Below are 12,162 nucleotides of genomic sequence, written 5' to 3'. Positions count from 1 at the left end.
GCACTTCGATATTGTATAACCTTCAAGCTCATAGCTTTAATTTATTCATTCGTTTCGCTTTCAATTGTTTGTATTGGAAATAGATCGTACAGCCGATGCAATATCCGCATAGTGCCGCACCCGCAGCAAGAAATAACATAGCCTCAAAGATATATCCGAGAATGGGAAGCTGCGCCAGAAACAATAATAAGGATAGACTTAGAAAAATGATAGCTAGCACATTATTGAACCTTTGTAATTCAAGTGCTTGTGTAGTTGCACCCTGTACATTTATAGCAGGTTTGGCAATGAGCACAAATACATTTTTACCCGTCAAGATGCCTACCACTTGGATGATCCAAAGCACGAGCAAAATATAAGGCTGATTGAGTAGTGCGCTTAGCAGTACAAACAGAACAATTCCCGCCTGATTCGCTTTAACGTATGGTTCAGGTATTTCTTTCACCCTTCTCACCAACCTTCACGATCTATTGCCCATACTATAGTATATTATTCCTACCTATACAATAGGTTTTTATCATTTTATGGATAACAGGCCATACACCATGGAATACCTTTGTTAGATCTGAAATCTCGTTCATCCTAAGCCAGTTCTTCATGTAATCAATCTATATAAAAAAGCCCAGCTTTCGCTGGACTTTCGGATGAATTATTATTCGGGATTCTCGGTACCTGCATCTTCAATTTGTTGCTTTACATCGGCCAGCGTAATTCCATCTAAGTAACGCTCTAGAGCCTGTTCTCCGCCGTTATATATTTGACTCATAATTCCCTTCATATTGGATGCTACCTCACAAGGGAGTTCTTCTCCGCCTGAACACCAGCTTGGTTTCAGCGAGCCTTGTGCGAGCAGACGATATAAATCGCCAAGCGTTACCTCTGCGGTCTCCGTATTCAGCAAATACCCACCGCCAACACCTTCCTTGGTCGTGACATAGCCATGTTTACGCAATATGCCCAGTACCTTACGAATACGGGCCGGATGCGTACATACACTCTTAGCAATTTCCTCACTATTAGCCATATGTTCCGCTTTCAAACTAAGAAGGGTTAAACAATGGACGGCAATATTAAATTCACTATTCATATGTGATCCTCCTCATACTGTAATTATATGGTTAACAGTTGGTTGTGTCAACCGAACGTAAGGAGGCCTGATGCCCCGCTCCCATCCCTCGTAGCAAACTGTATATTTTAACCTTATGTAAATTAACAAGCTCTGCGAAGACTTCCTTGTGCCCTGAAAGTACCTGCTCGATTAGGGCTATTTCCCTTGACGGGTTATTCATATCGATCCCCCTTATTCTTCTGTACCTCTAACTATTTAGACGAGACCGCTACCCTATTCCTCTCACTACATCGCTATATAACTTAAATCACACTTCAATTTTCCAACATACTATCATATAATAAGAACATAAGTTCCTATTTTTGGTTGTATAACCCCATTATTTAACTCCATCAATAATAAAGACTATTATATCTAGGAGGTCACGACATGGGAGCTATTGATTATTATAAAAGAGAACTAAATCGGATTGCTTGGCGCATCCAAGATCGTGTCAAACGTCAACATAGACGTGAAATTACTCTACCCATTGAGATTAAAGCAGCAGTACCCTCTTTCGCTGAAACTTCGGATAATAGAATGTTGGTTCAACATCTATTCGAGAAACTGCCTGACCATTTAGGCAAAAAAATCATCTACGATATTTACATACATGGTAAAAAAGAAATCGAGATTGCGTGTGAACTACAAATCAGTCAGCAGGCGGTGAACAGATGGAAGCGAAAAACGATTCTTCAATTACGTCAGATGCTGCTTTTGTAAAGCTATTAAAGCTGGTTCGAGAACACAATGATCCAGAGGCTATGATTGCGATTTTAGATTTTTTTGAACAAGACATTGTTCGCTTAAGTAGATATATACGCATTCCTAGAGAGGATGCCATTCAAATTATTACACTCGAATTAATGACATTGTTGAAGGATTCAGAGAAGAATATTTACTAAAATGCAACTTTAACAGACATCTAAATCGTTATACCTTATAAATAGCGAAAATATATAGGGGGACTATATGTTAAGAGATGCCACGTCATCTCACGTCATCTATAGTAAGAACAGCTGGAAAGTTGATGGTGTGACCTTTTCACTTATTCAAGAAATTCTTAATCCCTAAGGATTCTCTCTTTAATTTATATGTTAACAAACAAAAGTAGCTCCTTCTCAAGCGAAGGAGCTACTTTTAGTAGCAGTCATGATAATCATACTATTGAAGTGTAACGTGAGGGTTCAAAGTAATCTCAAAAGCTCGTCCCCAAATGAAGTCCGGATTTTCGTAATCAAGTGATGCACTGACGTATTCAGCATAGAACCACTTATTTCTTCTAATTTGACGTATACTACATGAACCTGCCGAATGACCAATTTGAAAGGCATTTTTACCAGCAAGAGTTTCCGTATATGTCTGCATTCGATCTCTTAGGAGCGTCTGTAAATATGCATAATCCTCTCCTGTGTTGAAAAGGAGCATATTTTGATCCGCTATTGTAGCTACATTCGTATACATAGAATGATCTCTAGAATATTTCCGAATCTCTGCAATAGCTACTGCTTTATAGTAATAGTCTTTCAAGAAACGTTTGAACAATAGCGAACCATGAGCATTCATTGCAGCATCGAGTGCAGAGGCTTTCGTTTCAGCTATTAAATATGCATATCTTGCCTGCCCCATACCAAGCGCAATTCCAATCTTATTTCCCGGTGTATTCCAAGCGCTGTAACCTAGAATCCGTCCAGTTTGTGGACAACCAAGCAATGCCTCTGTAACTGTTGCATCTGCCGGCCCTTGACCCACGAAATCAATAACGATCGTTGGAAGATGATTGGCTGCGTTCGTTTCAATTCGGCTGACTGCGCTTGTTACTTGGTTAACATCTGTAATGGCTATAATTTCAACATTGGGAGAGCAGGTTACATTCTGACCTCCGATGATATCAACATGGCGTTGAATATTCTGATGTACATCCATATATTCATAAGTGCTAGTGATCGTCGAACCGTGAGGACCATAATATTGGACTGCGTACCCTGGTTTTGACCCACTTCGATATAAGTGATTGGCCATACGAGCCATTAGGGCGTGACCTAAGCCATCCGCATCTGGGAGAATAATGGCACGATCAGGGTTTTGTCCCCCCGTTCCACCTAACCAAGCATTAATGCGTCCTTCAACAAATTTAATTTCATTGATTTGAACTCCTTGTGTGTTTGCATCATCTACACCAACCGCAAGGAAATCAATATATCCCAACTTAGCAAGCTGGTCCAAGATATAATAGTTAGATTTAAATTTATGCTGTCTCGTGTTGTAATACTCGTCTTTATTAAAGTTGACCGTACTTCCATACGATGATGAAGTCGGCGATAAATTATATCCATTTAAGATATCGTTAAACGCTGTGAAGCTTTTGCGTGGTTGTTGCATCAAACTGCGTGATTCTGTATAGGCAGCCGTAGCTAGACCACCAGCAAAGGCTGTCGTAGCTAGTCGCATAATTGTATCCAGTACATAAATTGGCTTATGAGGATAAGACTGTTTTACTTGGCGAATAACATCCAGCAGGTTTGTCGTAGTCGCATCATAATTCGGATATGAATCACCTCCACTTGCGCGAAGACGTCTGCTACCAATTAGACCTCCATAAGCGAGCATGTCCGTTGAGATAATGAAGCCATCCACCGAAGCTGCGTTATTGAGAATAAATTGTTTAATGTTTGCTGTGTTACCGTATGTCGGCGACGAAGTGGTATCTAGTGTGGTGTCCGTTGCTGTTTTTTGTGAGTCTAGACGATTCTTAATATCATTAACGCTTGGGGTGATGACATTAATTCCTGCCGATCTTCCTTGCACAACGACATCATCCAAATTTGCTGGCCGATCGTCGAGCGGTACATACAGAATGTTTTTCATATAAAAAGCCCCTTATATTTAGATAGGCCATATACAAAAGGAAAGTGAAGAATTGTAGTAGACCCCTTTCCAAGTCCAATACAATTCTTTTTTGTTCACGCCTTCACTAATATAGGAGGTTTAAAGTTAATAAACACAACCCAATTAATGATTTATTGCAAAAAATAAATAAAAAAAGTTTCGGAAGAACAACACACACTGCACACCGTACATGGACTACGAAGTCTTCTTCATGGATTTGCATCTCTTGAACAAAACCACGGCTTTCGTATGCAACTGGATCTTAATGAAAGTTTAGCCTATACACTTCGCATGTTTCTACACGGTTTGAAGCTATCCTAAACAACAGAGAATATGTACCTCCTCTTCAGGTAAAGATGTCATATGACATTCAAGTTTACATCGACCTTTGTGTGATATAATATAGTTACATGTGATTAATTACATTGAAGAGAGGAGTCTTGAAACGTGCCTCATATCAGTCCCTTATATTTGCAAATCGGAACCACCGTAGGGACCCTCGTCTTGGCTCTATTGACCATATTTATTCGGTTAAAAGCAAGTCATCGGCCTGTTACCATCAAAAAAATTCTGATTCCACCGCTCGGTATGTCCACAGGTTTTCTAATGTTTGTGGTACCTGCTGTACGGGTACCCATGCTGTGGGCACTCGCCGCTTTTTTGGTCGGTTGGTTATTATTTTCATATCCCCTTATTCGCAGTACGAAGTTTGAATTTGTTGAGGGAAAGGTATTTGCACAACGCTCAAAGAGCTTTATAGTGATCCTATTTGTTCTTTTAGCTGTGCGTATGCTACTCCATCAGGTGATCGAGGAATACGTGTCTCTGCCTCAAACCGGAGCTCTGTTCTTCTTACTAGCTTTCGGTATGATTACCCGCTGGCGACTGTATATGCTAAAGCAGTATTATAAGTTTGCTGCGGAGGGCTTGGTTTCACAGGAAGAGGAAACCAAGAAGAATTCCTTATCCTCGAGAAATAAAAAAGATTAAATAATAGGAAAAACCGCTTCTGTAGGTTACGAAGGCGGTTTTTTTTATATATTGCTGATCTGTTGTTTGCGAGTCTGACAGCTAGACAGCTACCAGAATATCATTAACCATGGTACGGTTTCTACCGCCTTCCTTTGCCTGATAAAGCGCTTGGTCCGCAAGTGTAATCATGAGATTGGCCGTCATTTCTGTTCGTGATTCATCTCGATCCATGGTGTATCCACCTACACTAATTGTAATCCAAGGACTTCCCTTAGAAGCTGCATGCGGAATATGCTGTCCCTCAACCATTCGGCGGATTTGCTCTGCCATGTTTAATGCTTCTCTGTGGTCCTTGCCTGGTAAAATAACGGCAAACTCTTCTCCCCCGTAACGAGCTACCATGCCTCCGACCAATTCAACTGCTGAATGAATAGACTGAGCTACACGCTGCAATACAGCATCTCCACCAAGATGACCATAATAATCATTGTAGGCTTTGAAATGGTCGACATCGAGCATAAGGAGTGAAAGGGGGCTTTTTCTTATACCAGCCAGTTCCAACTCTTGCAGCAAACGTTCATCAAAATGTCTGCGATTTGCGATACCCGTCAAACCATCCAGACTAGATAATAACATGAGCTGGTCGTTCACCCGCGTTAATCTTGCCTGAGAATCCACCAACTGATCCTGCTGATCTGCAAGTCGAACGTATAGACGATTGATTTCATAGGAAATAGAGAAAATCACCGCCGTAGTAGCCACGAGCGAATTCACTCTAGCCACATACCAGCCTAAACTATACCTTTCCCCAGCAAATAAAGTTAAGGTTACATCAAGTAAGGAAGCAAATACTGCTACAGTAAGCCATAAATTAAGCACATCTCTTGCTTTATGTATACGGATCATTAAGAATAGAGCTAATAAATTTAGTAGCCAAACTACAGGACCTACGCCCGAGGTTATTAGAATTCGGTAGTTCCCTTTTTGAATGATTCTCGGCAGTAGATCGTTACCCAGAGTTACAAGCACATAGATCGTTGCCAGAACAGCCACGGTAATGCCAACCCCATACACTCCGAATCTAAAAATCATCTGTGGCTTAATCGACTTCGTAAAAAATACGTCCGACAACAGATATAGCATTACCCCTGCCGGAAATCCACCATGCCAGAACACCCACAGCCATACAGCACTTTGATCCCCCGCTCCGATCAGACCTGTGTCAGAGAACACGCCCGGAAAGGTTAAAATATGCGGAATAATAATAAATCCGGTAAATAAATAACTACAAGCAAGTACCAGTTGGGGTATGGATTTCGAAGCACGATATTGGATAAATAGTAAATACGATGTCATTAGATCACCAAAAATAAACCACGAGACAAACATCGGAAGAAAGGGCTTCACTTCAGGAAGCATCCGGGTTCCAAACGGTAAGACTGCAACGGTAGCCAAGAATATAAACAAGGCTGCCGCCCATGCAATTTTCTTCTGTCTAAGACTTGCAGGAATATTTAACAACTGCGTGACATACTTCTCTCGGCGATTCATCCATTTCGTTCCCTTCATCTAAACAACCTTCAAACATATGTACCCCATTATAAGCCTGCTATATACAACATACGATATTTTTCGATAAAAGTTGGTTATTTCTCAAATAGATCCTTGGGAAATTGTTGAAAGAGCTTATCCCAGACGAATAACAAACTTCACACCTCCATAGACATTAATTATTCTTTAATATGGAGGAACCTTTGTGCGAAGTCGTTATAAATCGGAAGAATTCACCATTTGGATTGTCACCCGTGCGGATATGAGAAAATTTCTGATATTCGAAATTTTATTTAGTTCTGCCCTATATGCAGGCCTTAAAACGATAAATGGGCATGACTTGATTGCCATGATCGGCAGCTCTGTTGGAACTAACTTTTGCAAAAGATGGCCTTCGGATCGCTTCCCTAGTTATCTGTTTCGCAGAAAAGATTTACAGGTCATGTCTTGGGCGAAGCAGCTTCCCCTCTATTCCTGATATAAAAAAGAAGAGGTGGCTAATATTAGCCCCTCTTCAACTTGCTTTGCTCTATTCCATAATCGGCGGCAAACGATGTTTGGTTGCTTGCTCATAACTATAAGCTATTTTGATCAACGTCGGTTCACTGAAGGCTATACCTGCAAATGAAATACCCTGTGGTCCTTTTGTATTATAGCCGCCACTTGCGATTACGCCATCTAACGCATATCCCCCCGGAACCGTAACGACTGGAAAACCCGCTCTGGAAGCTAGATCATTCACATCCTCGTCCCCGAGAAACATCAGCGCATCAAGTTGATGCAGCTTCATCACAGCTTCAAGTCCTTGGTCACGCGCTAGCTCATGGTTCATACGTAGGCTGTCCAGATATGCAGGTTCCGTCAGTGTTCCACTGGTCTTCTCAGCTTGGACAAGCACGTCCTGTCCATATTTTAAGCAAGATTCAGAGTGTTCAATGTTAAAGGCAATGACTTCCTGTAAAGAATGTACAGGTATATGATCCGGTAATTTGCCGAGATAATCATTGACACCCTTTTTAAATTCATACAATAATACATGCCAGTTCCATGCTATCTGCTCTGTCCCGATCTCTACTGGATCAATAACCGTAGCTCCCTGATCTTTGACCACTTGAATGGCCGCTTCAATCACGCTGAGCCTATCTGGGTCTAAATCTTTATAATAATAGCGCGGAATACCAATCCGAGTATGTTTGAGTGCATGACTGTCTAGAAATGGCGTATAGTCTTTACAAAATTGCCCCTCACTTTTTAAAGTAACTTCATCACGAGAATCCACACCTGTCAGCACCCCTAGAATGATGGCGGCATCTGCCACCGATCTCGTGATCGGCCCCGCCGTATCCTGACTATGCGTAATCGGAATAATGCCTTGACGGCTAATTAAACCATGTGTAGGCTTAATGCCCACAACGCTATTCTGACTTGCCGGACTAATAATGGAGCCTGATGTTTCGGTTCCTATAGCAGCCGCCGCCAAGTTGGCAGCGACGGCAGACGCCGAACCCGAGCTCGACCCTCCCACAAAAAATCTCCCGGGCCATACGGATTGAGGCAAAGCCCACCTCTTGTGCTGTAACCTGCCCACATCGAATTCGACATAAAGTTAGCCCATTCCGACATGTTCGCTTTTCCCAGAAGTATTGCGCCTGCTGCCCTAAGTTTGCTAGCAACCCATGCGTCCTGAGCTGCCAAGTTATCTTGAAGAGCAAGTGCTCCTGCGCTGGTGTGCATCTTATCATGTGTATCAATATTATCTTTAAGGATGATTGGAATGCCATGTAACGGACCCCTAGTTCCACGCTTCTGACGTTCTTGATCCAGTGATTTAGCAATTTCAATGGCTTCGGGGTTCACTTCAATGATGGATTTCAGCTTGTCGTCATACCTACAAATTCTCTCTAAATATACTTCTACTAAATCCTCCGAGCGTATATGGCCCGCGACCATAGCGGCCTGCATCCTGCTAATATCTGCCTCGATGATCCATTCATTCAAATTTTGTTTATTTACCATGATGAGCTAGACCTCCTCTTCGTGAAAAAATATTAATCTCCCAAGTAGAAAGGAATGACTGGAGTTTCACGAATCTCCCCATGTATACATTCCACCTCATATGCTCTAGCATCTGGCCGTGAGCTTACGATCTTTTGAATATGATCATCAATATAATGGATCGCAACGCCATCACTAGCTGCGATTCCACTACAAATTTGTCCTTCTAGTAAGAGACGATGGTATTCTCTTCTATACATGGGATCATTATCGTAATGCGGACTATGGCTACCCTTTACTAATCCTAGTCCATTAATGACTACAGACTGTCCCGGAATACAATCGCTGACCCCTTCTTCAAACCAACAAAGTGAACCTGCACTCAAGCCAGACAAAATGACTCCCTGCTCCCATGCTTTTTGCAAATACTTATCTAATTCCCAATGTCTCCATAACGCTAGTAGACTTGTCGTATTTCCACCGCCAACATATATGATATCTTTATCCAATATATAATCTTCCAAGTCAGCTGTAGGCAAATTGAACAAGGATAGATGAGAAGGAACACAGCTATGCTTCTCAAATGCTTGATAGAATCCTTCTATGTATCCTTCGGCATCTCCACTTGCAGTAGGAATGAAACATACCTTCGGCTGTTTTTGACTAGATTGCTTCAATATATATTGATCCAACAGCGGGTTATCCGGTTCCATTGAGAATCCTCCGCCACCCATAGCGATAATCTGTTTCATATCTATCAACTCCAGTCATGATTTACTAATATCATAATGGTAGTTATACATAATTCCAATCTGCATATTAGACGGGTAGACGTTAAACTTGTTATGAATCAGGGTATAGGAGTTGAATAGGATACGTATCAGGGGAGGAACAACAATGAATGAGTCAAGCACAGTGACAAGGCGGCCGAAAATCGCATTGACCGGAGCCACTGGCTATATCGGACATAATCTTTTAGAAAAGTTAACCGATCATGCGGATATGATCGCTTTGTCTCGCAATGGCAGCAAGCATGAAAGTACCAATGACGTTGAATGGCGCTCATGTGATTTCTTTTCACTAGAAGATGCTGTGCAGGGTTTAAAAGATGCTGATTATGCTATCTATCTCATTCACTCCATGCTACCTTCGGCTAAATTAACGCAAGGTACATTCGAGGACATGGATGTCATTTTGGCAGAGCATTTTGCAAGAGCGGCATATCAAAATGGGGTTAAACAGATCATTTATTTAAGTGGCATTATTCCACCCCACACCACAAAAGATGAACTGTCTCGTCACCTCCGCAGCCGTCTAGAGGTAGAAGAAACGCTCGCTTCATTTGGTGTACCCGTTACCACGATTCGTGCCGGACTTATTGTAGGTCCTGAAGGCTCGTCTTTCCCCATTCTCGCCAAGCTCGTTCGCAGGCTGCCTTTGATGATTTTGCCAACTTGGACGCGCACCAAAACGCATCCAATCGCGCTATCTGATGTTCTGGAAGCATTAACGAAGTGTATTGGGAATGAACGTGTATTTAGTCAATCCGTTGATGTAGGTGGACCTGATGTCATGTCGTATAAGGAGATGATGCAACGCACAGCAGACATTATGCATAAAAAGAGAAGGTTTATTAATGTTCCTTTTCTAACCATTAAACTGTCCAGGCTATGGGTCACGCTGATTACGGGCACACCGAAGGAAATGGCCTATCCTCTAATCGAGAGTCTCGCACATCCGATGGTAGCTCAGAACAGACATCTGGTAGAGGGAATCAGTGAGGGAGAAATGACGTACGAGGAGGCCGCACGCACTGCTTTAGAGGAAGAACAGCGAAAGATTGAGGCACAGAAGTCTCGTAAACAGGAAAAAGGTTATCTTCCACATCCACTCAAGGCCATGAAACGCGCCATGAAAGCGGATGTTCGTTCCGTTCAAAGAATCCATTTGCCCGAAGGTAAAGATGCACAGTGGGCAGCAGGATATTATTTCAATTGGCTTCCAAGCTTCGCCAAACCATTAATTCGAACAGAAACGCAGACCAATGGAGTTACTCGTGTATATCTCCTATTCAGCCGCAGGCCTTTACTAGAACTGACATATTCACGCGCAACAAGCAGACCTGCACATGCTATTTACCGCATCACGGGAGGCTCTTTTGCCAAGGCCAAAGAAGCTCATCGAGGTAGACTTGAATTTATGCAAATACCGGGCACTCGCGAATGCGTGGTCGCCATTCATGAATATATGCCATCGTTGCCATGGTTTCTCTACAAATACACACAAGCTAAGGTACATTTATGGGTCATGTATGCCTTTCATAGGCACCTACTTCGCCTAATCCGAAACAACACTGTAAAGTATGCTAAGCCTGTGGATCAAGGTCCCGGGATACGCAAATCATAAGGTAACGTATTACAGAAGATCCAGATTAACTATTGTGGCGCTTCACTAGATTCATAGTGTCCTTGGTATGTAGCTTTGATATATATTCCTTTCGATGCCTCAACAGCAATTTCTTTACTCTCACTTACACCTTTAATAGAGTAATATCCTGTAGTTCCCTTCGGTTAGCTGTTAGAGAAATTACCATAATACGTTCCTTCCTGATCCGAATATAACGTGACTTTACCAATCTTCTGATCAATGTTATTTTCTTGGATGCGACCATCGGTTATTACGTAAATATCACCTGAATAAACTACGAAACGATAAGCCCAGCTGGCTGATACTAAAGGATTTTATTAGAGAAGACATACATAATTAGCATTAAAAATGATGACTCTCCTCATTTGGATTCTCTTTTTATATCTATATCCCATGTCCAAATCTAATATAGGATTTTCATTCATATATGAATGTCTTCAATGTAGTGAAAGGAGAAAACCAAATTCAGTCGTCTCCAATCACGTTAGTTATGGTATTATACTTCTTTTTTCAAATCATTCGCCTCAATTTTTAGGTTTAAGATCAAATTTTTGGGCATTAACTATTCCACAAATTATCTCAACAACTTGCGGAATAGTTAAATTTTATATGAATTAACTTAAACGAATTATATTAAAGGCTGCACCTGTTGCACCACCCCCAACAATTACAACCGTGCCTACAACCCCGAAAAACTGAAGTTGTAGCGTATTACCTGCGGTCAAATTCACCATAAAGCTATTATTGAACTGGGTCACAGCTAAAGCAGGCGAAAGTACTGAACCTGGAATCTGAGTCGAACCATTAAGCAAGACTCTTGTATTGGAAAGTAAGGATGCTGTTGTGTTCAAATTGTAGGTAACATAGTACAGGCCACTCACTGGAACTGTAAACGTTGTATTGGAACCATCCACAGTGAATCCATCTAATATTTGATTGTTAGGAAGTGCAACAGATGTCCCTCCTAATAAGACAACAATCGTAGCTCCTGAGGTATTTGAGGCATACATCGAGTTAGACGTCGCACTTGTTCCGGTGGCCCCAGTGACTCCATTCAGTCCAGTTGCTCCTGTGACTCCGTTCACCCCGGTTGCCCCTGTGACTCCGTTCACCCCGGTTGCCCCTGTGGCTCCATTCAATCCGGTTGCTCCGGTGACTCCGTTCAATCCAGTAGCTCCGGTGACTCCACTCAATCCAGTCGCGCCTGTAACTCCATTCAA

13 protein-coding genes and 1 pseudogene are annotated in these 12,162 nt (G+C 42.0%); 6 read left to right on the top strand and 8 right to left on the bottom strand.

Annotated elements, in window-relative coordinates; translation table 11 throughout:
- Positions 1–28: 28 nt before the first annotated feature.
- The 3 genes from JCM16418_RS16110 to JCM16418_RS25015 all read right to left on the bottom strand — a co-directional run bounded on the left by JCM16418_RS16110 (position 29) and on the right by JCM16418_RS25015 (position 1,289).
- Entirely contained in the window at positions 29–445 is a 417-nt protein-coding gene (locus JCM16418_RS16110; protein ID WP_036650957.1) for a DUF4395 domain-containing protein, read from the bottom strand.
- 207 nt (positions 446–652) lie between these two features.
- On the bottom strand, positions 653–1,087 hold the full coding sequence (locus JCM16418_RS16105) for an RrF2 family transcriptional regulator (RefSeq protein ID WP_036650955.1): 435 nt from the start codon (positions 1,085–1,087) through the stop codon (positions 653–655).
- Between the two features lie 31 nt (positions 1,088–1,118).
- Positions 1,119–1,289 carry a hypothetical protein gene (locus JCM16418_RS25015; protein WP_156327226.1) on the bottom strand — a complete coding sequence of 57 codons (171 nt, stop codon included), beginning with the start codon at positions 1,287–1,289 and terminating at the stop codon, positions 1,119–1,121.
- Between the two features lie 209 nt (positions 1,290–1,498).
- On the opposite strand from JCM16418_RS25015, the gene JCM16418_RS16100 reads away from it, so the two are divergent.
- A complete protein-coding gene (locus JCM16418_RS16100; protein ID WP_036650952.1) occupies positions 1,499–1,831 on the top strand; it encodes a sigma-70 RNA polymerase sigma factor region 4 domain-containing protein in 333 nt (110 codons plus the stop codon).
- Positions 1,783–2,013, top strand: coding sequence for a helix-turn-helix domain-containing protein (locus JCM16418_RS16095; protein WP_036650951.1), 231 nt, complete (start codon positions 1,783–1,785; stop codon positions 2,011–2,013). The genes JCM16418_RS16100 and JCM16418_RS16095 overlap by 49 nt, the downstream gene beginning before the upstream one ends.
- Positions 2,014–2,272: 259 nt before the next feature.
- Here JCM16418_RS16095 and JCM16418_RS16090 read toward each other — a convergent pair whose 3' ends face one another.
- Positions 2,273–3,976 (bottom strand): DUF4127 family protein, encoded by a 1,704-nt coding sequence (locus JCM16418_RS16090; protein WP_036650949.1) that lies wholly within the window; start codon positions 3,974–3,976, stop codon positions 2,273–2,275.
- Positions 3,977–4,144: 168 nt separating this feature from the next.
- On the opposite strand from JCM16418_RS16090, the gene JCM16418_RS25010 reads away from it, so the two are divergent.
- Both JCM16418_RS25010 and JCM16418_RS16085 read left to right on the top strand, forming a co-directional pair.
- The gene (locus JCM16418_RS25010; protein WP_158442443.1) at positions 4,145–4,318 is read left to right on the top strand and encodes a TetR-like C-terminal domain-containing protein; all 174 of its coding nucleotides are present in this window, start codon (positions 4,145–4,147) and stop codon (positions 4,316–4,318) included.
- Between the two features lie 126 nt (positions 4,319–4,444).
- Entirely contained in the window at positions 4,445–4,987 is a 543-nt protein-coding gene (locus JCM16418_RS16085; RefSeq protein WP_052020408.1) for a CcdC family protein, read from the top strand.
- Positions 4,988–5,068: 81 nt separating this feature from the next.
- Here the strand turns inward: JCM16418_RS16085 and JCM16418_RS16080 are convergent, their stop codons facing one another.
- Complete coding sequence (locus JCM16418_RS16080; protein WP_052020406.1) at positions 5,069–6,538, bottom strand: sensor domain-containing diguanylate cyclase; 1,470 nt, start codon at positions 6,536–6,538, stop codon at positions 5,069–5,071.
- 187 nt (positions 6,539–6,725) lie between these two features.
- Here JCM16418_RS16080 and JCM16418_RS16075 point away from each other — a divergent pair, with 187 nt between their 5' ends.
- On the top strand, positions 6,726–6,998 hold the full coding sequence (locus JCM16418_RS16075) for a hypothetical protein (RefSeq protein WP_036650947.1): 273 nt from the start codon (positions 6,726–6,728) through the stop codon (positions 6,996–6,998).
- A gap of 51 nt (positions 6,999–7,049) precedes the next feature.
- On the opposite strand, the pseudogene JCM16418_RS16070 reads toward JCM16418_RS16075, so the two are convergent.
- Positions 7,050–8,536: pseudogene (locus JCM16418_RS16070) on the bottom strand (amidase family protein).
- A gap of 32 nt (positions 8,537–8,568) precedes the next feature.
- Positions 8,569–9,267, bottom strand: a complete 699-nt coding sequence (locus tag JCM16418_RS16065; RefSeq protein ID WP_036650945.1) for a Type 1 glutamine amidotransferase-like domain-containing protein — start codon at positions 9,265–9,267, stop codon at positions 8,569–8,571.
- A 145-nt stretch (positions 9,268–9,412) separates the two neighbouring features.
- Between JCM16418_RS16065 and JCM16418_RS16060 the strand changes: the two genes are divergently transcribed.
- Positions 9,413–10,921, top strand: a complete 1,509-nt coding sequence (locus JCM16418_RS16060) for an NAD(P)H-binding protein (protein WP_036650942.1) — start codon at positions 9,413–9,415, stop codon at positions 10,919–10,921.
- A 635-nt stretch (positions 10,922–11,556) separates the two neighbouring features.
- On the opposite strand, the gene JCM16418_RS25005 is transcribed toward JCM16418_RS16060, so the two are convergent.
- The coding region (locus JCM16418_RS25005; protein WP_036650931.1) for a BclA C-terminal domain-containing protein at positions 11,557–12,162 on the bottom strand (606 nt) is incomplete at its 5' end.

The sequence above is a fragment of the Paenibacillus pini JCM 16418 genome, from assembly GCF_000576305.1.
In the GTDB taxonomy this organism is placed as follows: domain Bacteria; phylum Bacillota; class Bacilli; order Paenibacillales; family Paenibacillaceae; genus Paenibacillus_AQ; species Paenibacillus_AQ pini.
Note: the sequence above shows the minus strand (reverse complement) of the source record. Positions and strands in the feature narration are given on the sequence as shown.